This window comes from Aurantimonas litoralis (assembly GCF_026153195.1).
GTDB lineage: Bacteria > Pseudomonadota > Alphaproteobacteria > Rhizobiales > Rhizobiaceae > Aurantimonas > Aurantimonas coralicida.
The window spans coordinates 102321-123646 of record NZ_JAPFBM010000002.1 but is presented as its reverse complement, the minus strand read 5'-3'; the positions used below and the strand labels follow the sequence as shown (position 1 = coordinate 123646).

The 21326-nt window shown below is 67.4% G+C and carries 19 protein-coding genes; 14 read left to right on the top strand and 5 right to left on the bottom strand.

The features are described from left to right. Positions 1 to 60: 60 nt before the first annotated feature. From N7I30_RS05505 to N7I30_RS05495, 3 genes are all read left to right on the top strand, one after another. The gene (locus N7I30_RS05505; protein WP_498637300.1) at positions 61 to 816 is read left to right on the top strand and encodes a creatininase family protein; all 756 of its coding nucleotides are present in this window, start codon (positions 61 to 63) and stop codon (positions 814 to 816) included. A 101-nt stretch (positions 817 to 917) separates the two neighbouring features. Continuing rightward, positions 918 to 2057, top strand: coding sequence for a CobW family GTP-binding protein (locus N7I30_RS05500; protein WP_498637298.1), 1140 nt, complete (start codon positions 918 to 920; stop codon positions 2055 to 2057). Continuing rightward, positions 2057 to 3034, top strand: a complete 978-nt coding sequence (locus N7I30_RS05495) for a WD40 repeat domain-containing protein (protein WP_498637296.1) — start codon at positions 2057 to 2059, stop codon at positions 3032 to 3034. Before N7I30_RS05500 ends, N7I30_RS05495 begins: the two co-directional genes overlap by 1 nt. A 62-nt stretch (positions 3035 to 3096) precedes the next feature. Here the strand turns inward: N7I30_RS05495 and N7I30_RS05490 are convergent, their stop codons facing one another. The 3 genes from N7I30_RS05490 to N7I30_RS05480 form a co-directional block, all read right to left on the bottom strand. Further along, positions 3097 to 5514, bottom strand: a complete 2418-nt coding sequence (locus N7I30_RS05490; protein WP_498637294.1) for a PAS domain-containing sensor histidine kinase — start codon at positions 5512 to 5514, stop codon at positions 3097 to 3099. A 176-nt stretch (positions 5515 to 5690) separates the two neighbouring features. Then, positions 5691 to 6296 carry a GNAT family N-acetyltransferase gene (locus N7I30_RS05485; protein ID WP_498637291.1) on the bottom strand — a complete coding sequence of 202 codons (606 nt, stop codon included), beginning with the start codon at positions 6294 to 6296 and terminating at the stop codon, positions 5691 to 5693. A gap of 142 nt (positions 6297 to 6438) precedes the next feature. Next, on the bottom strand, positions 6439 to 7572 hold the full coding sequence (locus tag N7I30_RS05480; protein ID WP_187390360.1) for a type III PLP-dependent enzyme: 1134 nt from the start codon (positions 7570 to 7572) through the stop codon (positions 6439 to 6441). 529 nt (positions 7573 to 8101) lie between these two features. On the opposite strand from N7I30_RS05480, the gene N7I30_RS05475 reads away from it, so the two are divergent. The 4 genes from N7I30_RS05475 to N7I30_RS05460 all read left to right on the top strand — a co-directional run bounded on the left by N7I30_RS05475 (position 8102) and on the right by N7I30_RS05460 (position 11478). Then, entirely contained in the window at positions 8102 to 9037 is a 936-nt protein-coding gene (locus N7I30_RS05475; RefSeq protein ID WP_498637289.1) for a LysR family transcriptional regulator, read from the top strand. A gap of 88 nt (positions 9038 to 9125) precedes the next feature. Beyond that, positions 9126 to 9644: a L,D-transpeptidase gene (locus N7I30_RS05470; RefSeq protein ID WP_024349057.1), complete on the top strand. Its 519-nt coding sequence runs from the start codon at positions 9126 to 9128 to the stop codon at positions 9642 to 9644. Positions 9645 to 9730: 86 nt separating this feature from the next. Further along, positions 9731 to 10402 carry a DUF1007 family protein gene (locus N7I30_RS05465; RefSeq protein ID WP_498637287.1) on the top strand — a complete coding sequence of 224 codons (672 nt, stop codon included), beginning with the start codon at positions 9731 to 9733 and terminating at the stop codon, positions 10400 to 10402. A 29-nt stretch (positions 10403 to 10431) separates the two neighbouring features. Continuing rightward, positions 10432 to 11478, top strand: coding sequence for a nickel/cobalt transporter (locus N7I30_RS05460; RefSeq protein ID WP_498637823.1), 1047 nt, complete (start codon positions 10432 to 10434; stop codon positions 11476 to 11478). A 72-nt stretch (positions 11479 to 11550) separates the two neighbouring features. Here N7I30_RS05460 and N7I30_RS05455 read toward each other — a convergent pair whose 3' ends face one another. Together N7I30_RS05455 and N7I30_RS05450 are read right to left on the bottom strand one after the other, a co-directional pair. After that, positions 11551 to 11919, bottom strand: a complete 369-nt coding sequence (locus N7I30_RS05455) for a thiol-disulfide oxidoreductase DCC family protein (protein ID WP_498637285.1) — start codon at positions 11917 to 11919, stop codon at positions 11551 to 11553. Continuing rightward, positions 11916 to 12686: a gamma-glutamyl-gamma-aminobutyrate hydrolase family protein gene (locus N7I30_RS05450; RefSeq protein ID WP_498637283.1), complete on the bottom strand. Its 771-nt coding sequence runs from the start codon at positions 12684 to 12686 to the stop codon at positions 11916 to 11918. The genes N7I30_RS05455 and N7I30_RS05450 overlap by 4 nt, the downstream gene beginning before the upstream one ends. Before the next feature lie 246 nt (positions 12687 to 12932). On the opposite strand from N7I30_RS05450, the gene N7I30_RS05445 reads away from it, so the two are divergent. From N7I30_RS05445 to N7I30_RS05415, 7 genes are all read left to right on the top strand, one after another. Further along, entirely contained in the window at positions 12933 to 14039 is a 1107-nt protein-coding gene (locus N7I30_RS05445) for a TRAP transporter substrate-binding protein (RefSeq protein ID WP_277020332.1), read from the top strand. A gap of 254 nt (positions 14040 to 14293) precedes the next feature. Then, complete coding sequence (locus N7I30_RS05440; RefSeq protein WP_498637280.1) at positions 14294 to 15772, top strand: protein adenylyltransferase SelO; 1479 nt, start codon at positions 14294 to 14296, stop codon at positions 15770 to 15772. An 80-nt stretch (positions 15773 to 15852) separates the two neighbouring features. Then, positions 15853 to 16524, top strand: a complete 672-nt coding sequence (locus N7I30_RS05435) for a spermidine synthase (protein WP_009208538.1) — start codon at positions 15853 to 15855, stop codon at positions 16522 to 16524. A 109-nt stretch (positions 16525 to 16633) separates the two neighbouring features. Beyond that, positions 16634 to 17791 carry a winged helix-turn-helix domain-containing protein gene (locus tag N7I30_RS05430; RefSeq protein WP_498637278.1) on the top strand — a complete coding sequence of 386 codons (1158 nt, stop codon included), beginning with the start codon at positions 16634 to 16636 and terminating at the stop codon, positions 17789 to 17791. A gap of 180 nt (positions 17792 to 17971) precedes the next feature. Next, positions 17972 to 19090 carry a TRAP transporter substrate-binding protein gene (locus tag N7I30_RS05425; protein ID WP_498637276.1) on the top strand — a complete coding sequence of 373 codons (1119 nt, stop codon included), beginning with the start codon at positions 17972 to 17974 and terminating at the stop codon, positions 19088 to 19090. A gap of 228 nt (positions 19091 to 19318) precedes the next feature. After that, entirely contained in the window at positions 19319 to 20440 is a 1122-nt protein-coding gene (locus tag N7I30_RS05420; protein WP_370193399.1) for a TRAP transporter substrate-binding protein, read from the top strand. A gap of 152 nt (positions 20441 to 20592) precedes the next feature. After that, on the top strand, positions 20593 to 21306 hold the full coding sequence (locus tag N7I30_RS05415; protein WP_187390349.1) for a P-loop NTPase family protein: 714 nt from the start codon (positions 20593 to 20595) through the stop codon (positions 21304 to 21306). Positions 21307 to 21326 lie beyond the last annotated feature (20 nt).

Below are 21326 nucleotides of genomic sequence, written 5' to 3'. Positions count from 1 at the left end.
CTTGTCGACCCTTGCGGAGGAATGATGCGGCGTCGCTACGAGGAGATGACAACGACGGAGATGAGCGCCGAAGGCGCCGGTCTGGCCGATGCCGTCGCCGTGGTCCCGATCGCGGCCATCGAGCAGCACGGGCCGCATCTGCCGCTCGGAACCGACGCGATGCTGGCCGATGCGATGGTCGAGGCGGTCATCGCGCGCCTGCCGGAAGACCGGCCGGTGACCTTCCTGCCGACATTGCGGATCGGCAAGTCCTGCGAACATGCGGCCTTTCCCGGCACGCTCAGCCATGAATGGCAGACCGCGACGTCGGCGCTGATCGAGGTCGGGGCGAGCCTCGCCGCCGCGGGGTTCCGGCGGCTGGTGATCGTCAACGCCCATGGCGGCAACACGCCGGTGATGGACACGGCGGCCCTCGAACTGCGCCGCCGCCACGGGCTTCTGGTCGCGACCTGCTCCTGGCTCCGCTTCGGCTACCCCGACGGCCTGCTGCCACCGCAAGAGATTGCTTCGGGCATTCATGGCGGTGCGGTCGAGACCGCGTTGATGCTGCATTTGCGCCCCGACATGGTCCGGCGGGAGGCGATCGCGGCCTTCGATTCGCTGCAGGACGAGCTCGGCGGTTCGGCGGCCCATCTGAGGGCCCATGGCCGGATCGGCTTCGGCTGGATGGCGCAGGATCTCAACCCGGCCGGCGTCGTCGGCGACGCGCGGCTGGCGACCGCCGAGATCGGCGCCGCCATCGCCGCGCATCAGGCCGACGCCTTCACGGCGTTTCTCGACGATGTCCTCGCGTTCGACTTGGCGCGGCTCGCCTGATTTCCGCCGCCGGCGGCGAGTTGCTTTCGGGCGTTGACCACCCCCGTGCATTCTCGCCGCGTGGCGCCTATATCGTGCCCGACCCAAGACGGAGAGCTTCCATGTCCGATACGCCCAGCGTGACGCCCGACCAGATCCCCGTGACCGTCCTCACCGGCTATCTCGGCTCCGGCAAGACGACGCTCCTCAACCGCATCCTCTCGGAAGACCACGGCAAGCGCTATGCCGTCATCGTCAACGAATTCGGCGAGATCGGCATCGACAACGATCTGATCGTGGAATCCGACGAGGAAATCTACGAGATGAACAATGGCTGCGTGTGCTGCACGGTGCGCGGCGATCTCGTGCGGGTGGTGGAAGGGCTGACCCGGCGCAAGGGCCGCTTCGACGCGATCATCGTCGAGACCACGGGCCTCGCCGACCCGGTTCCGGTGGCGCAGACCTTCTTCATGGACGAGGACGTGCGCTCCAAGACCCAGCTCGATGCGGTGATTGCGCTGGTCGATGCCAAGCACCTGCCGCTGCGGCTGAAGGATTCGCGCGAGGCCGAGGACCAGATCGCCTTCGCCGACGTGGTGCTGCTGAATAAGACCGATCTCGTGACGCCGGACGAACTGGCGGCCGTCGAGGCGACCGTGCGGGCGATCAACCCCTACGCCGTCATCCACCGGACCGAGCGCGCCGGCATCGACCTGAAGCGCGTCCTCGGGCAGGGGGCGTTCGATCTGAAGCGCGTGCTCGACGCCGATCCGGAGTTCCTGACGGAAGCGGAACACGTCCACGACGAGACCTGCGGGCCGGACTGCGGCCATGATCACGATCACGGGCATCACCATCACCACGGCGACGGGCACGATCATTCCGGTCACGACCATGCGGGCCACGATCACGGCCATCATTACCATGGCAAGGTCGCCGAGCTGCACGACGTGACCGTGACCTCGGTGTCGCTGCGCGGCGCAACGCTCGATCCGAAGAAGTTCTTCCCCTGGATCCAGGCGCTCACCCAGGAGCAGGGTCCGAACATCCTGCGGCTGAAGGGCATCATCGCCTTCGAGGACGATCCGGAGCGCTATGTCGTGCAGGGCGTCCACATGATCGTCGAGGGTGATCACCAGCGCCCTTGGCGCGACGACGAAAAGCGCGAGAGCCGGCTGGTGTTCATCGGCCGCAATCTCGACGCCGACGAATTGTCGGCGGAGTTCGAAGCCTGTTCCGCTCGCCAGCGGGCCGATGCCTGATGCCGTCCATTGCGTCCTATGATTTCGGCGACTTCGTCGAGACCGCGGTCTTTCTGAAGGACCAGGCGGTCTTCGCCGTCGCCGACGGTACGGTGCGGTTTCCGGCCGGCGGCGACCGGACGGTGGAAGCTCATGCCGGCGGCCTTCTGACCGCGCGGCTCGACCGCTATGCGCCGCGCCTTTTGACTGGTGGCGAGGACGGTCGGGTGCTTGCCATCGCCGCTGACGGCGCGGTCGAGGAACTCGCCTCCATCGGTCGCAAATGGATCGACGCGGTGGCCGGCGGGCCGAAGAACACGGTCGGCTTCGCATCCGGCAAGACCGCCTATGTGCGGCTCGGCGCCGGGGATCTGAAGGAAATCCGCCACGAGCGCACCGTCGAGGACATCGCCTTCGCCCCGAAGGGCGTGCGCGCGGCAACCGCCCATTATGACGGCGCCTCGATGTTCTTTCCCGCCACCGGTGCGGCACCGGCCACGTTGGAATGGAAGGGCGCCCATCTGGGCGTCGACTTCTCCCCGGACGGGCGCTTCCTCGTCACCACCATGCAGGAGAATGCCCTGCATGGCTGGCGGGTCGAGGACGGCAAGCACATGCGGATGACCGGCTATCCTTCCAAAGTGAAGGACTGGTCCTGGTCGGCCAAGGGCAAGTTCCTGGCGACCTCCGGCGCGCCGGCCGCGATCCTGTGGCCGTTCTCCGGCAAGGACGGGCCGATGGGCAAGGCGCCGCTCGAACTCGGCACCCGCGGCGACACGATGGTCACCGCCGTCGCCTGTCACCCGGCCGAGGACATGATGGCGATCGGCTATGGCGACGGCATGGTGCTGGCGGTGCGTTTCGCCGACGCCAAGGAGGCGCTGCTGCGTCGCGGCGGCGCCAGCCCGGTACGGACCCTTGCCTGGGATGCGAAGGGCGAACGGCTGGCCTTCGGCAGCGAGGGCGGCGAAGCCGGGATCATCGACATCGCCGGCTGATCCCGGACGCAGTTCACCTATCGGCGGGAGCGGCGGCGCGGCCTTGCGTCCGCCGCCCGCCGTCAGATGACGTTGGGGCTGTCGGCCTCGGCCATGTCGCTGCTGATGTCGGCGGAGATGGTGCAGACGAGACCGTCAGGCTTGTAGTCGATGGTCACTTCGCCGCCGAACTCGGCGGCCATGGCCTGTTCGATCAGCCGCGAACCGAAGCCCCGGGTCGCCGGCTTTTCGACGACAGGACCGTCCATCTCGCGCCAGACGAAGCTGAGGTGCTTCTGTCCTGCCCGGTGCGCCAGCTCCCATTCGATCGCCACACGCCCGGTATCGTTGGACAGCGAGCCGTATTTGATCGCGTTGGTCGCCAGCTCGTGCAGACCCAGCGCCAGGGCGAGACTCTGGCGTGCCGTCAGCCGAAGATCGGGGCCGGACGCGACGATGCGGGTGTTGTCGTCGGCCGAATGGGTCTTCAGCGAATTGTCGACGATGGCCGCGATCGGGGCCGAGGTCCAGCTGGTCTGGGTCAGGATGTCATGGGCATGGCCGAGGGCAATGAGCCGCGCCGAGAAGGCGGCCAGCCCGTCCTGGACATTCGCCGCGCGGCGCAGGGTCTGGTTGGCCAGCGCATTGACCATGGCGAGGGTGTTCTTGACCCGGTGCTGCAATTCCCGGGTCAAAAGAAGCTGGCGTTCCTCGGCCTCCTTCTCGTCGGTCACGTCGCGCACGGCGCCGACGAAGCGCGTGGTCGCTCCGTTCTCGACGATGGTCTGGCCGTTCGCCTTGACGTGACGGACGACGCCGTCCTCGTGGCCGATCGTGCGATAGAGGACGTCGAAGATGCCGTCCGAGCCGGGGTCGAGGACCCGTTCGACCGTGGCCGCAATGCGCGCGCGATCCTCGGGATGCAGCCCCTCCAGGAAGCTGGTCTCGTAGGTCACCGGAACGTCGGGTGACAGGCCGAAGATCGCCCGGCACCGATTGTCCCAGACCAGCGCGCCGGTGCGGGCGTCGAAGTCGAAGGTGCCGATCTGCGCCGCTTCCTGCGCGAGCCGCAGCCGCGTCTCGGTCTCGATCAGCGTCTGCTCGGCGCGTCGGCGCTGGCTGAAGGCCCAGGCCCGGTTGAGAACCTCCCGGATGAAGGCGATCTCTTCCTCGACCCAGCGGCGCGGCGTGTCGGAATGCAGGTAGAGCAGAACCTTGACCGTCTGGTTCTCGATGACGGCGATGTTGACCAGCGAGCGCACCTGGATGGCGGCCCAGGCCGCCGCCTGTTCCGGGATCGGCGAATAGTCGGCAGTGTCCTCGATGACGACGATGCCGGAATGCAGCTCGTCGAGGAATTGCTGGCCGTAATGGGCCAGCGGATAACGCCCGGACAGGGGCGGCGTGCGCCGGTCGGTCCACTCGCCGAGAATGCGGGCGGAGATGTCCTGCGGGTCCACCGTCGCATAGCCGACCCGGCACGCGCCGAGCGTCTCGCCAAGGATCTGCAAGGCCTTCAGCGTGGCGCTGCCGGCGCCCTCGCTGCGGGTGAGTTCGTCGCTCAGCCGCAGGAGCGCGGCCTGGCGAATTTCGCGTGTGCGCTCGACGGTGCGGTCGACGATCGCTCCGGGCAGGCGAACCGCGCGGCCCTGCGCGTCACTGAAGCAGCGACCCCGAGCGAAGATCCAGTGGCTGTCGCCGTTCAGATCGACGGTCCGGTATTCCTGGGCGAAGCTGCCACATTCCTCGACCGCGACGGTGATCGCCGCCGCGACCCGGTCGCGGTCCTCGGGATGGATGCCGGCAATGAAGTCCTGGACCTGCAGTCCTCTTTCGCCCTGCTCGGGGTCGAGGCCGAACAGCCGCGTGAAGCGCGCATCGGCATAGACGACGTCGCCGGGAATGTCCCAGTCCCAGGTGCCGACCAGATCGGAGGCTTCCAGGGCGAGCCGCAGCCGTTCGCGGCTGGCTTCCAGCTCCTCGCGTTCGGCGACTTCGCGAGTCTTGTCGCGCAGGATCTTGAGGAATCCGGCCGGGGCGTCGTCATCGCCCAGAAGCGGCATCATTTCGCCGCTGGCGAAGAAGCGTCCTCCGTCCGAACGCAGATGCCAGCGATTGTCCTGGGCTTTCCCGCGCTCCAGCGACAGCCGCATCTCCTTGGTGGGGACGCCGGCCTCGATGTCTTCCGGCGTGAAGATCCTGGCGATCGGCTGGCCGATCATGTCGGCTTCGGTCCAGCCGAGGACCCGCTGTGCCGCGTCGTTCCAGGTGGAGATCACGCCATCGAGGTCGGCGACGATGATGGCGTGATCGACGGCGCTCTCGACGATCAGGCGGTAGCGGGATTCGGTGCCATGCAGGGTGCGCTTGAGCGCGGCGATCTCGTCGCGAGCGGTGTCGAGCTCCGGCTGCACACCGGAACTGCGCTCGTCGAGCCTGCGGCGCAGCTCTTCGTTCTCGGCCAGGAGGGCGGCCACCCGGTCTTCATCTGCGAACGCCATGCCGCCCAATCTGCGCACCGGAAACCGGCGCGAGGGAAGGTGCCCCTCCGAAACGCCATCTGTTTCGCTTACGTTCTGTCGTATCGCATTTCCGCAATAGTCGGACAAGCAACTAGTGAACGCAAAGGCCTCATTTCAAACGACAATTCGCTCAGGCGATGGCTGCCGGTGCGGCTTCAGGCCACGTCGGCAAGTGGCGTCCGGCCGCTCGCACGCGTCGGCAGGGCCGGGCGACCAGACGGGGCGATGATGCCGGACGCGCCACGCAGATGCCCCGGCGCGAGTTCGAGCGCCAGAAGGCGCCGCGGCTCGAAGGGGCCGGGCATGGCCAGCGTCGCGGTGGCGTCGGCGCAAAAGCCGAAACGCGCGTAATATTCCGGATCGCCGACCAGCAGGATCGCTGCGTGGCCAAGCCTTGCCGCTTCGGCGATCGCGTGACGCATCAGGGCGGCCCCGATGCCGGTTCCGGCCAGCTGCGGATCGACGGCCAGCGGCCCGAGCAGGAGCGCCGGGACAGGGCTGCCGTCGCGGGCGCCGGCCTCGATGTTCCACAGGCGCACCGTGCCCATCAGCGTGCCGTCCGCGGCGGTGGCGCTGAAGGCGAGGCCTTCGGCGGGCAGGCGACCCTGGCGGATCGTTTCCGAGGATTTGCGCGTGCGCCCCGGGCCCATGGCCCGATCGAGAAGCGCCTCGCGCGCGTCGATCTGGTGGGGCAGTTCGGCGCCGATGGCGAACAGCCGGGCGGCATTCTCGAAGGCAGCGGCGTGCGGAAAAGCGGACATGAAGACCCCCACGACATGGAAGGAGGCGAACAGGAGCGGAGCCGGAGATCGGGCGACGCGGGTTGAAACCCCGGCGCCGCAGCGCCGGGTCAGCTTCGGAGTTCCAGGCTCCGTCGTCGGGTCGAGAGCATCATCGCGGCGCTCAGATCACGTAGGACCGCAACGGCTCGAAGCCGTTGAAGGCGACCGAGGCGTAGGTCGTCGTGTAGGCCCCGGTGCCCTCGATCAGCACCTCGTCCCCGACCGTCAGAGCGAGCGGCAGCGGGTAGGGGGTCTTCTCGTAGAGGACATCGGCCGAATCGCAGGTCGGGCCGGCGATCACGCAGGGCTCCGTCGCGCCGCCGTCATGCCGGGTGACGATCGGGTAGCGGATCGCCTCGTCCATGGTCTCGGCGAGACCGCCGAACTTGCCGATGTCGAGATAGACCCAGCGATTGGCGTCGGTGTCGGACTTCTTCGACACCAGCACGACCTCGGCCTTCACCACGCCGGCGTCGCCGACCATGCCGCGGCCCGGCTCGATGATCGTCTCGGGCAGGCGGTTGCCGAAATGCTTGCGCAGGCTGGCGAAGATCGCGCGGCCGTATTCGGCGGCTGCCGGGACGTCCTTGAGATAGCGGGTCGGAAAGCCGCCGCCCATGTTGACCAGGGTCAGGACGATGCCCTTCTCGGCCAGCGCCTCGAAGACGAAGCGCGCATCGGCGATCGCCGCGTCCCAGGCGCCGGTGTCGGTCTGCTGCGAGCCGACATGGAAGGACACGCCGGTGGCGACGAGACCGAGGGCGTTGGCGTGGACGAGCACGTCGATCGCCATGGCCGGGACGCAGCCGAACTTGCGCGACAGCGGCCATTCTGCGCCCTCGCCATCGGTCAGGACGCGGCAGAAGACGCGGGCGCCGGGCGCCGCACGGGCGACTTTCTCGACTTCCTCGACGCAATCGACGGCGAAGAGCGACACACCGAGCTGATGGGCCCGGGCGATGTCGCGCTCCTTCTTGATGGTGTTGCCGTAGGAGATGCGGCGCGGGGTGGCGCCGGCGTTCAGCGCCATCTCGACCTCGGCGACCGACGCGCAGTCGAAGTTCGAGCCGAGGCCGGCGAGCAGCTTCAGCACTTCGGGAGCCGGGTTCGCCTTGACGGCGTAGAAGATCGCGGAGTCCGGCAGCGCCTTGCGGAAGGCGTTGAAATTGTCCTCGACGATGTCGAGGTCGACGATGAGGCAGGGGCCATCGGGACGTCGGGTGGCGAGGAAGTCGAGGATGCGCTGCGTGGCCATTGGGTCTCTCCCATGGTCCCGGCCGTCACGGACCGGGCAATCGATGGTGTGCGCACGCACAGGCCCGCGATGGCCGCCGAAAGGCTGCCGCAGCGGTCCCCTGCGAGACGCGACGATGACCGGCTGCAAGCGCTACGCGCCGTTGCCGGGTAAAGTCTGCCATGGATTGGAGGGCTTGGACCCGCCGCACTTCAGGCAATGATGGTGTGCCTCTTCAGTTTTCCCGGCGGTGGAGACCAGGAGAGACCAGAAAGGCCCGGACCGTCGTTGCTTCAAGGCGTCCACGATTTCGCCAGCAGCGAAACCGACTGGATCGTCAGATCCAGGTACCGTCCCGGCAACCCTCGCATTCGAGGACCGGGGGACGCCCACAGGCACGTGCGACTTGGGGCAAGGCGAGACCTATGCCCGGGATTCGTCATATGCAAGTGGAAAAAGTTCCCGGAGTTGATTTTTGGTCCGGTCCGATCAAGGAAGGGGGCCGGCCGCCGATCGGCAGCAGCGATGCCAAGCCTTCAGAAGGTGCACCATGGATACTCTGACGCGGATGCGCGCCTTCATCTCGGTCGTGGAGAACGAGGGGTTCTCGGCGGCGGCCCGCAAGACCGGGCGATCCAAGGCGCTGCTGTCGAAATATGTCCGTGAGCTGGAGGACGAACTCGGCGCGCTCCTGATCAACCGCACGACGCGGCAGATCGCGCTGACCGCCGCCGGCGAAGTCTATCTGTCGCGCGCCTCGGCGATCCTGTCGGATCTGGAAAGCCTCAACGAGGAGGCCCGCGAGGCGACCGGCGAGGCCAAGGGAACGATCCGGGTCTCGGCGGCCCGCACCTTCGGCGACGCCGAGCTCGGCCTCAGCCTCGTCGACTTCGCCAAGGATCATCCCGATATTGGGCTCGACATCCATCTGGACGACAGCTTCGCCAATCTGGTGGAGGAGGGGTTCGACGTCGCCATCCGCATGACGCGCCTGGCCGATTCCGCGATGATTGCCCGCCGCCTGGCCTCGCTCGACTTCGCCATCGTGGCGAGCCCTGAATTGCTGCAGCGTCTCGGGCGGCCGAATCACCCCTCGCAGATCGCCGGCTATCCGGCGGTCATCGATTCCAATTCGCGGATGTTCTCCAACTGGGTCTTCCGCGATCCGCAGACCAAGGAAACCATCCCGGTGACGGTGTCGGGCCAGTTCACCGCGAACAGCCCGGTGACCGTGCGGGCCGCGGCGATCGCCGGGCTCGGCCTGGCGCTCAGCCCGACCTTCGTCGTCCGGCGGGATCTGGAAAGCGGCCGGTTGGTGACGGTGCTCGACGACTACATGCCGAGCGAGGCCGGCATCTATGCCGTCTTCCCGCATCGCCGGCATCTGCCGGCGCGCGTCCGCCTGTTCGTCGACTACCTCGCCAACTGGTTCAAGAAGTGCGATTCCCGGCGCCTGCAGGGCCTCAGCTGCGACGACCGCACCTGACGCTCGCCCGTCGAGAGGTCGTTCCCAAGGGGGCTCTAGCACCGCGGCCTTTACCGAAGATTCAGCGATGTCGGGCTAGTCTCGCGGCATGCAAAACCGCGCCCTTCTCGCGGCCTTCGCGGCCGTCGTTCTCACCACCGCGTCGTCGCCCGCCTACAGCCTTGCAGGCGGCGCGGCACGCGAGATCAGTTTCGCGGCCGAGCACGATTCCGGCACGATCATCGTCAAGACCGGGGAGCGCAAGCTCTACCTCGTGACCGGCGGCGGCCGGGCGCTGGTCTACGACATCGCCGTCGGCAAGCCGAGCGAGCAATGGTTCGGCAAGAGCTGGGTGTCGAAGAAGCGCGAGCATCCGACCTGGACGCCGACGCCCTCGATGCGTGCGCGCAACCCTCGGCTGCCGCAGTCGATCGGGCCCGGTCCGAAGAACCCGCTGGGCGAGCGCGCGATCAATCTGGGCTGGGGTGCCTACCGCATCCATGGCACCAATTCGCCGAACTCCATCGGCAGCGCCGCGTCGTCCGGCTGCTTCCGGATGCGCAATGCCGACGTGAAGGATTTGTTCGAACGGGTGCATGTCGGCGCCCAGGTCCTCGTCCTGCGCTGACGGCTTCGGCTTCGCGAAAGCCTCCCGGTTCAAATTTCGGCCATGCTTGTCCTGTTCTGGTTGGCGGGACTTCACGAGGGATGGCGATGATCGACCGAGGTTTGGCTGCTGCGCTGGCAGTGATGGCGGTGTCACTGACGCCGACGATTGCTGCTGCCCATCCGCATGTCTTCGCCGAGGCCAATGTCGAGATCGTCGGCACGCCGGACGGACACCTTGGGGCCATCCGCAACATCTGGCGCATGGACGAGCTCTTCTCCTCGTCGGTGCTGGTCGATTTCGACACCAACGCCAATGGCCAGCTTGAGGATGGCGAACTCGTCGCGGTGGGCGACACCGTGAAGGAATCCATCGCGGAGTGGGATTTCTACACCTTCGTCGAGGCCGACGGAAAGAAGGTCGCGATGTCGCCGCCGGACGAGATCCGCACCCTCTGGGAGAACGGCCAGCTGCTGATGTTCTTCGAGATGCCGGCCACTGAGGCCGTCGATCTTTCCAAGTCGAAGCTGACTGTGTCGAATTTCGACGAGACCTTCTTCGTCGCCTTCGATTTCACCAGCGCCGACGACTTCCTGATGATCGACATGCCGAAGAGCTGCGCCAAGCAGCTGGTCGTGCCGGACCAGGATGCCGCCGCTAAGGAATGGATGGAATCGGTCGCGAGCCTCGGGCCCGACGAAAGCATTCCTGACGACGGCATCAATTACTCGCAGGCGCTGGCGACGCGGGTGGAGGTGTCGTGCGCGGCCGCCAGCTGATCGTCCTCTGCGCCGCGCTCCTCGCCGCGATGGCGGTGGAGCCGGCGCTGGCCAAATCATCGCTCGGCATCGGCAGCGCCGAAGTGACGGCGCAGCCATCCAGCGGCTTCTTTGGCGCGATCTTCACCGAGATCGCCGTCTATCAGCGCCAGTTCTTCACCTCGCTGCGCCATGCGCTGGTGGCGCTGAAGACCGATGGCGCGGCGCTGCCGTTCCTCGTCGGGCTGTCCTTCGTCTACGGCGTGTTCCATGCCGCGGGGCCGGGCCACGGCAAGGCGGTGATCTCGGCCTACATGCTGGCCAACGAGGTGCAGCTGCGCCGCGGGATCGTCCTCTCCTTCGCCTCTTCGCTGGTGCAGGCGCTCTCGGCGATCGTCGTCGTGGGCGCCGGCTGGTTCCTGCTGCGCGGCACCGCGGTGTCGATGACCGACGCCACCGATCTTCTGGAAATCGCCTCCTACGCCCTGATCGCCGGCTTCGGTGCGTGGCTCCTGATCCGCAAGCTTGTCGCGCTGGCGCGGCGGATGCGGCCGACGGGCGGCGCGCTTGCGTTTGCATCGCCGGGAGGTTTCGCAGCCTCGCGAAGCGGCGGGGCGGTCGGAAGCCTTGCCTTCGCGGCCCCCGAGCGGACCCGATCGGCGCCGCTGATGCAGCCGGCCTCGTCGGGATTTGCCGCGGAGATCTGTACCGACGATGCGGAACTCTGCGGGTGCGGGCGGTCCCACATGCCCGATCCGAAGGCGCTGAACGACCGGATGACATTGGGCTCGGCCCTGTCCGCGGTGATCGCCGTGGGGCTGCGACCCTGTTCGGGCGCGATCGTCGTTCTGACCTTCGGGCTGGTCAACGGCCTGTATCTCGGCGGCATTCTCTCGGTGTTCGCCATGGCGCTGGGCACTGCGATCACCGTTTCCGCCATCGCCTCCCTCGCCGTTTTCGCCAAGGGCACGGCGCTGCGCTTCGGCGGCGACGGAGCTCGCGGACGCTGGATCGGGGCCGGCCTGGAAATCGCCGGCGCACTGTTCCTGATGCTGGTCGGCCTGCTTCTGCTCGGCGGTGCGCTGCAGACCGTGTGATCCCGCGCGATCCTCTGGCGAGGCATCGTGCAGCAGACCTGATGGCACGGCTTCTTTGACTTTCGCCTCGTTCTAGACGCGGGCGGAACTGTCCGCGCGCCGGGCCATCCCTTGCAGGCGCGGTCTGATCCGCAGGAACTGCCGGTAGGCGCGTTCGAGCACCCACAGGACGGCGCCGTTGCGGGCGGCGAGGCCCAAGGGCCGCAGGCCCGGGATGGCACGCCACATGGCCGCGAAGGCGGCGGCGCCCGACAGAAGCGTGCCGTCCTCGCGGGCATGGAACCTTGCCAGCAGGTCGCCGCGGTCGATCGGACAATCGGCGCTCGCATCATCGACATCGATGAAGTCGATCGCCTGCGCGGTGTCGAGCCGCCGCATCATCGCGATTTCGCGGCGGCAGAGCGGGCAGCCGCCATCGAACCAGACGGTCAACTCGCTCATCGGCGCGCGTCGGCGCGCTGCGCCGCATGGGCGCGGCAGGCATCGCCGAAGGCCTTGAAGATCGCGGTGGAGGCAGCGTCCGTCTCCGCCCAGTATTCGGGGTGCCACTGGACGCCGAGGGCGAAGGCCTTGGCGCCCTCGACCGAGACGGCCTCGACGGTGCCATCCGGGGCGCTCGCCTCGACGGCGAGGCTTTCGGCCAAGCGGTCGATCGCCTGCCGATGCAGCGAGTTCACGCGGATCTCGTCGCTGCCGACGATGCCGGCGAGCACGCCGCCCGGCGTCACCGCAACGGCGTGGCGGGTGGCATAGCGCTCGCGCTGGTCCTTGTTGGGCGTTGCCCGATGATCCATGCGGCCATCCAGCTCCTGGATCTCGGTGGCCAGCGTTCCGCCCAGGGCGACGTTGAGTTCCTGATGGCCGCGGCAGACGCACAGCATCGGCACGCCGGCAGCCAAAGCCCCCCGGATCATCGCTTCGGTCAGCCGGTCGCGGGCCGGGTCGAAGGGCTCGTGGGCCCGGCTCGGCGGGACGCCGTAGCGATCGGGGTGCACGTTGGAGGCCGAGCCCGTCATCAGCAGCCCGTCGACCTGTTCGAGAAGGGCATCGACGTCGAATTCGCCGGACAGGGCCGGCACGATCACCGGGGTGGCGCCCGCGACCCGCGTCAGCGCCTTCAGATAGGTGTCGGGCGTCGCGTGCCAGTCATAGTTCTCGAAGCTGCGAACGTCGGCGGGCACGGCGACGAGGATGGGTAAGGCGGTCATGGAGGGGCCTTCGGCGACAGGGTTTCCCGGCAGATAAGGTGACGGCCGCCGAATGTCGAATGCCGTGCTGCCGCAGGCGATGACGCTACCAAGGCTGGGCCGGAATGCGCTTTCGCGCGCGGTGCTTTCGCCGATCTTCCCAGTAAGCTAATCAGTAAATGTCGGGTGCGATCGGGAGGAATGATCGCCGTGACTTCCGGTCGGCAGAATTGTTCTGCGATGTGAACAATAAGTGGAGGGTATGATATGGATCGTCGTTCTTTCATCAAGAAGGCGGGCGGTGCCGGCCTCGGCGCGGCCGCGGCCTCGACGCTCGCGGCGCCGGCCATTGCGCAGGAAAGCCCGCAGCTGACCTGGCGGTGCACCTCGTCCTTCCCCAAGTCGCTCGACACCATCTACGGCGCCGCCGAGACCATGGCCGCCTTCATCAAGGGCGCATCGGACGGCAAGTTCGACGTGCAGGTCTTCGCCTCGGGCGAGATCGTGCCGGGGCTGCAGGCCGCCGATGCCGCCGCCTCCGGCACCACCGAGATGTGCCACACGGCATCCTATTACTACTGGGGCAAGAACCCGGTCTATGCGCTGGCCACGGCGGTGCCCTTCGGCCTCAACGCGCGCCAGACCAACGCCTGGCTCTATTACGGCGACGGCACGCGGCTGATGAACGAGTTCTTCGAGACCGAGGGGCTCTACGGTCTGCCCTGCGGCAATACCGGCGTTCAGATGGGCGGCTGGTACCGCAAGGAGATCAACACCCTCGACGATCTCAAGGGCATGAAGATGCGGATCGGGGGCATGGGCGGCAAGATCATCGAGAAGCTCGGCGTGGTGCCGCAGCAGATCGCGGCCGGGGACATCTATCCGTCGCTGGAGAAGGGCGTCATCGACGCCGCCGAATGGATCGGGCCCTATGACGACGAGAAGCTCGGCTTCGTGAAGGTCGCGCCGTTCTATTATTATCCCGGCTGGTGGGAAGGCGGCCCGGCGCTGCACACCATGATCAATCTGGAGAAGTGGAACGGGCTGCCCAAGCACTATCAGGAGATCGTGCGTGCCGCCTGCCAGGCGGCCAATTGCGACATGATGGCGTCCTACGACCACAAGAATCCGGCAGCGATCAAGAGCCTAGTGCAGCAGGGTGCGCAGCTGCGGCCGTTCAGCCAGGATATCCTGCAGGCGGCCTATGACGCGGCCAAGGAGACCTATGCCGAGATCTCCGCCGAGAATCCGAAGTTCAAGGAGATCTACGAGAACCAGCTTGCCTTCAAGAAGGACGCCTTTCTCTGGGCGCAGCTCAGCGAATATACCTTCGACACCTTCATGATGATCCAGCAGCGCAACGGCACGATGTAGCCCGATGCGCTGATCATGGCCGGGCCCGGCATGTGCCGGCGCCCGGCGATGCCATGCAGGATGGCCGACATCATCTGTGCCCGGCCACGCGATGTCTGGAAATCGGGCCGGGCGGACGCCATGTGCGGGTCAGGGCGCGCGCATGATCCTGGCGACATGGCGCCGCCATCTTGTGACCGGCGCAGGCGCCGCGTGCTGCAACGAGACTGCAGCCGCCGCCGGACGCCGTGATCGCCCAGACCACGGAGCGGCCCGTGAACGCCCAGATCCCCTTCGACAACAGTTACGCCCGTCTGCCGGCCGACTTCTACGCGCAGGTTGCGCCGGCCGTCGTGGACGCGCCGCAGCTGATCAAGGTCAATCGCGCACTGGCTGCCGAACTCGGCATCGATGCCGACATGCTGGAAACGCCCGAGGGCGTCGACATGCTGGCCGGCAAGCGACTGCCCGAGGGCGCCGAGCCGATCGCCATGGCCTATGCCGGGCACCAGTTCGGGCATTTCGTGCCGCAGCTCGGCGACGGCCGGGCGATCCTTCTGGGCGAGGTGGTCGACACGGCGGGTCGGCGGCGCGATCTGCAGCTGAAGGGTGCGGGGCGCACGCCGTTTTCGCGTGGCGGGGACGGGCGCGCGGCGCTCGGGCCGGTGATGCGGGAATATATCGTCAGCGAGGCGATGGCGGCGCTGGGCGTTCCCACGACGCGGGCGCTCGCCGCCGTGACCACGGGCGAGAGCGTGTTTCGCGAGACGCTGCTGCCCGGCGCTGTCCTGACGCGGGTGGCATCGAGCCACATAAGGGTCGGCACGTTCCAGTATTTCGCCGCGCGCGGCGACGAGGCGGCGCTGCGGGAATTGAGCGCCCATGCGATCGCCCGCCACTATCCGGAAGCGGCGGAAGCCGAGGATCCGTATCTGGCGCTGATCGAAGCCGTCGCCGGCCGGCAGGCCGAACTGGTGGCGCGCTGGCTCAATCTCGGCTTCATCCACGGCGTGATGAACACCGACAATATGGCGATCTCCGGCGAGACCATCGATTACGGCCCCTGCGCCTTCCTCGACGCCTATCATCCCGGCACGGTCTTCAGCGCCATCGACCGACAGGGCCGCTACGCCTATGCCAACCAGCCGAGCATCGCGCTGTGGAACCTGACGCGGCTTGCCGAGACGCTGCTGCCGCTGATCGACACGGATGAGGAGGCGGCGATCGCCAAGGCGCGCGACGCGCTGTCCGGCTTCTCGGACCGCTTCAACGCCGCCTATGTCGGCGGGCTCCAGGCGAAGCTCGGCATCGGCGAGGCGCGCGAGGGCGATCTGAAACTGGCGCAGGATCTCCTGGAGCGCATGGCCGCGAACACCGCCGACTACACGCTGACATTCCGCCGCCTCTGCGACGCGGCGGTAAGCGAGAACGCGGATGCCGGCGTTCCGGCGCTCTTCGACGATCCGGCGGCCTATGACGAATGGGCGACGCGCTGGCGTGCGCGATTGTCCGAAGAGACCCGGCCGGCCGGCGAGCGGGCCGCTGCCATGCGGCGGGTCAATCCGGCCTTCATCCCGCGCAATCATCGGGTCGAGGCGGCGATCGTCGCGGCGGTCGAGCGGCAGGACTACGCGCCCTTCGAGGAATTGCTCGCGGTGCTGGCCAACCCCTATGACGATCAGCCCGAGTATGCCGCCTATGCCGAGGCGCCGCGGGCCGAGGAACGGGTCACGCAGACCTTCTGCGGCACCTGATCGGCCTTCGCCAAACCGGCTGGGCTGTGCTAGCGCGCGTGCACGAACAGCCCTTTGACCGCCCGAACGATGAGTGACGCATGATCCCCTGGGAACGTCTCGATACGGCCGAGGTGCCGGGTGGCGGCCAGCTGAAGCTGTCGCGCCGCGGCACCGAATATTCGATCATGGTCGGCACCATCGAATTGATGAACAGCCGGCTCAGCGGGTCTGAGGAGGCGCTGGCGACGCTGACGCAGGAGCGGATCGCCGACCGTGACGAGGCGCATGTGCTGATCGGCGGGCTCGGCATGGGGTTCACCCTGCGCGCCGCGCTCGCCGTCGCCGGGCCGAAGGTCCGCCTGACCGTCTCGGAACTCGTTCCGGCGATCGTGACCTGGGCGCGGGGGCCGATGGCCGATCTGTTCGACGGTTGCCTCGACGATCCGCGCGTTTCGATCTCGCAGGGCGACATCGGCGAGCTGATTGCCGCGAAGAAGGAAGCCTTCGACGCCATTCTCCTGGATGTTGACAACGGCCCCGAAGGGCTGACGCGCCGCGAGAACGACAGGCTCTACGACACCAAGGGCCTGGCGCGGACCTATGCGGCGCTGCGGCCGGGCGGTGTTCTCGCCGTCTGGTCGTCGGGACCCGACAGCAGTTTTACCACCCGGCTGCAGCGCACGGGCTTTGCGGTGGAGGAGGTCAAGGTGCGGGCCCGGCAGAAGAAGCGCGGCGCCCGCCATGTCATCTGGCTCGCTACGCGGCCATGACGCCGGGTTTCCGGGTGGCCCGGCTGCGGCAACCGTGCTGGCAATGGAGCGTTGGCGAAGGCTAGACTTGCCTCCCGCCGCTTTGCCCGCCGAGAGACTGCCCCGCCCCATGCCGCCTGCCTCCCGACCGCCAGTTCCCCTCAGCAAGGCCGAAGCCCGGCGAATCTGGCTGCGTGCCCAGCGGCTGGACGTCGCTGCGCCGTTCGGCGACGGTCCGGACGCAACCCGCGCCGCCGTCGAACATCTCGGCTATGTTCAGATCGACACGATCAACGTCATCGAACGCTGCCACCACCATATCCTGTGGAGCCGCATTCCCGGCTATCGCCGGGCGGATCTGCACCGGGCCCAGAGCCTAGACAAGAGCGTCTTCGAATACTGGACGCACGCCCTGTCCTATGTCCCGACCCGCGACATCCGCTTCTTCCTGCCGGAAATGAAACGGCACCGGGAGGCGCCGTCGCGCTGGTTCGAGCGCGTGAGCCCTGCCGACCTGAAGAAGGTGCTGACCCTCATCCGCAAGGAAGGGCCGTTGTCGATCCGCGATATCGAGGACGACGTGCTGGTCGAGAAGGATCATGCCTGGGCCAGCCGCAAGCCCTCGAAGCGGGCGTTGCAGATGGCGTTCTACACCGGCGCGCTGACGGTCAGCGAACGCACCGGCATGCTGAAGACCTACGAGCTGATGGACCGGCATTTCGGCTGGGAGCGGCGGCCGCGCCCGGCGAGCGAGCGCCAGGTCGCCGCCTATATGCTGGACCGGGCGCTACGGGCGCAGGGGCTCGTAAGCCTCGATTCCGTCTGCCATCTTTCCGCTGGCCGCAAGCCGGCAATCCGCGAGCTGATCGAGGCGCGGGTGAGCAGCCGGCGTCTGGTCCCGGTGGCGGTGGAGGACGCCGGCAAGGTCGAGCACTGGGCCGAGCCGGAGACGCTGACGACGATCCCCGAGGCGACCGCGCCGGTGGTCCATGTCCTGTCGCCCTTCGACCCGCTGATCATCCAGCGCCGGCGCCTGGCCCTGTTCTTCGATTACGAGCACCGCTTCGAGGCCTATGTCCCGAAGGAGAAGCGGGTTCTCGGCTATTTCGCCCTGCCGGTTCTCGTCGGCGACCGGATCGTCGCGGCCATCGACCTGAAGACCGACCGCGCCGAAGGCAGGCTGCTGACGCAGCAATGGAGTTGGGTAGGGGAGGGCGAGCCGTCTCGCCACAAGCAGCCGATCGAGGAGGCGCTGCACCGTTTCGAGGCGTTTCAGCTCCAGGGCTGAGGCGCGGGGCGGGAGCTTCGTACCGGCGGCCTTCGCGGCCGGGCGCCGTGAGCATCGCGATGCGCGCTTGCCTTTTGATCCTCGATGCTTACGATCCCGCGCGACGGCTGGCGGGAGGACCCGGCCAGCATGGATTCACGCCGCCGACGAGGCGGCGCCTTGCATTCGGGGAGGCTTCTCATGGACAGACGCAAATTCATCGGTGGTGCGGCCAAGGGCGCGATCGGCGCCGGCGTGGCCGGCCTTGGCGCGTCGAGCCTCGCGGCTCCCGCCATCGCGCAGGAGCGCCCGCAGATCCAGTGGCGCCTCACCTCGTCTTTCCCGAAGTCGCTCGACACGCTGTACGGGACGGCCGAAGCTCTCGCCAACCATGTGCGCGAGATCAGCGACGGCCAGTTCGACATCCAGCTCTTCGCCGCCGGCGAGATCGTGCCGGGCGGTCAGGTGCTCGATGCCGTGCAGGGCGGCACGGTCGAACTCGGCCACACCGCGTCCTATTATTACGTCGGCAAGAACCCGGCCTTCGCCTTCGGCACGGCGGTGCCGTTCGGCCTGAACGCGCGCCAGCAGAACGCCTGGTTCTACGAGGGCGGCGGCAACGAGCTGCTCAACGAATTCTACGCCAAGAGCGGCGTCTATGCGATGCCGGCCGGCAATACCGGCGCGCAGATGGGCGGCTGGTACCGCAAGGAAATCAACAGCGTCGAGGACCTGAAGGGTCTGAAGCTGCGCATCGCCGGTCTCGCCGGCCGCGTGGTGGAGAAGCTCGGCGTCGTGCCGCAGCAGATCGCGGCGGGCGACATCTATGCCGCGCTGGAGCGGGGCACGCTGGACGCCGTCGAGTTCGTCGGTCCGTATGACGACGAGAAGCTCGGTTTCTACCGGGTGGCGCCGTATTACTACTACCCGGCCTGGTGGGAAGGCGGCGCCGCGCTGCACCTGATGGTCAATGCCGACAAGTGGAACAGCCTGCCGGACAGCTACAAGGCGATGCTGAACGCGGCCAGCCGGGCGGTGAACTGCTCGATGATGGCCAGCTACGACTATCGCAATCCGCTGGCTCTGAAGCGTCTGGCCGAGGGCGGCGCGCAGCTGCGTCCGTTCAGCCAGGAGATCATGCAGGCGAGCTTCGCGGCCGCGCAGGAACTCCACGAGGAGATCGCCTCCGAGAACGAGGATTACCGCAAGCTTCTGGAGAGCCAGAACGCCTTCAAGCGGGACGCCTATCTGTGGAGCCAGATCTCCGAATACACCTTCGACACCTTCATGATGGTCAAGCAGCGCGAAGGCGCGCTCTGATCGAAAGGTCGCGTGCCGCCCGAGGCGGCGCCGATCGATAGTTCCGGACAACGGCCCGCCATGGCACCCGCCGTGGCGGGCCGTTGTCCGACCGTGATGCCCGTCGGCACCCGCCGGCGGGATTGTCGTGCTGGCATGGACGGCCGCTCGCACCGGCCCGAGGCCAGACGTTCACTCCCCAGCGCCGGACCCCCGTGTCCCCTGGCGCAGTCTAAGGTCTTGTTCGATATGGATCGTCGTAAGTTCATCAGGAATTCCACCGTCGGCGCCCTGGGCGTTGCCGGCGCCGGCTCCCTCGCGGCCCCGGCCATCGCGCAGTCGACGCCGAAGGTGCAGTGGCGCTGCACTTCGTCCTTCCCGAAATCCCTCGACACCATCTATGGCGGTGCCGAGGACATGGCGAAGTTCGTGCGCGAGGCGACCGACGGCAATTTCGACATCCAGGTCTTCGCGGCCGGCGAGATCGTGCCGGGCCTGCAGGCCGCCGACGCGGTCAGCGACGGCACCGTCCAGATGTGCCACACCGCATCCTATTACTATGTCGGCAAGGACCCGACCTACGCGCTGGGCGCCACCGTGCCGTTCACGCTGAACGCCCGCGGCCTGCACGCCTGGCTCTATTACGGTGGCGGCCTCGGTCTCCTAAACGAGTTCTTCAACACCGAGGGCCTGCAGTATCTGCCGGGCGGCAACACCGGCACGCAGATGGGCGGCTGGTTCCGCAAGGAGATCAACACGGTCCAGGACCTCGACGGCCTGAAGATGCGCATTGCGGGTCTCGCCGGCCAGGCGCTGCAGAAGCTCGGCGTGGTGCCGCAGCAGATTGCCGGCGGCGACATCTACCCGTCGCTGGAGAAGGGCGTCATCGACGCCGCGGAATGGATCGGCCCCTATGACGACGAGAAGCTCGGCTTCTACAAGGTCGCGCCGTTCTACTATTATCCCGGCTGGTGGGAAGGTAGCCTGGCGCTGTGCTTCTTCTCCAACAAGGCCGAGTACGACAAGCTGCCCGAGGCCTACAAGAGCCTCCTGGCCACCGCGTCGCGCGCCGTCACGCTCGAGATGCTGTCGGAATACGACTACAAGAACCCGACGGCGCTGAAGACGCTGGTCCAGAGCGGCGCGCAGCTGCGTCCGTTTAGCCAGGAGATCATGCAGGCGAGCTTCGACGCCACGCAGGAGGTCTATGCCGAGATCAACGGCAGCAATCCGGCCTTCAAGAAGATCTACGATTCGATGGTTGCGTATCGCAACGATACCTATCTCTGGCAGCAGGTGGCGGAATACACCTTCGACACCTTCATGATGATCAAGCAGCGCGAAGGTGCGCTGGTGCCGCAGGGCAACTGATCGCTCAACGATCCGATCCGAGACCGAAGGCCCGGTGCGACAGCGCGCCGGGCCTTTTCCTTGCCGAATGATTAAGCCGCGGCCGGTTCGTTAACCGGCTGTTAACCATGTCGGGACAATGATCGCTTCGCGTTCCGCTACGAGGCTTTCCCATGATCCCTGTCATTTCCGTCGGCTCCCTGAAGACCTCCGGCACGTCCACCCTGGCCATGACGCTCGCGGGCGTCGCTGCGGCCGCCGAGATCCCGGTCATCGTCATCGACGCCGCGCGCGACGGCGATCTGGCCGCCTGGGCACAGGCCGGCCTGCCTGCCAAGGTGACGGTGGAGCGGACCAATGATCCGCTGGTCATCGAGCAGCTCGTTCGCGCGGCGCGCCGCCGCGGCGACGCAGCGATCATCGACGCCGGCGACGAGGGCGAGATGATCCGGCTTTGCGCGCGGCTTGCCGACCACGCGCTGATCCCGGTGCGGTTCTCGCCGCTGTCGGCCTATTCGGCGCTTCTGACCGACCAGCTTCTGGCGGCCGATGCCGGAACCGGCCGCAAGGGCCGCGACCGTTGCTTCGTCGCCAGCGCCGTGACGGCGATCCCGAGCCGCGTGGCCCGCAGCGTCGAGGCGATCATCGGCACCAGCGAGACCCGCCGCCTGCCGATCGGTCTCGTTCAGCGCGCCGCCTACGAGGCGCCGTTCCTGCATGGCGGCACGATCTTCACATTGCCCGATGAGGTCGCGCCGGGCCTCGACCGGGCCCGCGCGGAAGCAGCCTCGCTCGCCTATGAGCTCGGCATTCTGGGCCGGGTCGCCGAGACGCCGGCCGCGCCGGTCGCACCGGCCGCCGAAGCCCGTCTGCGCACCGCCGCCTGACCATCGGCAGCCATCGCTAC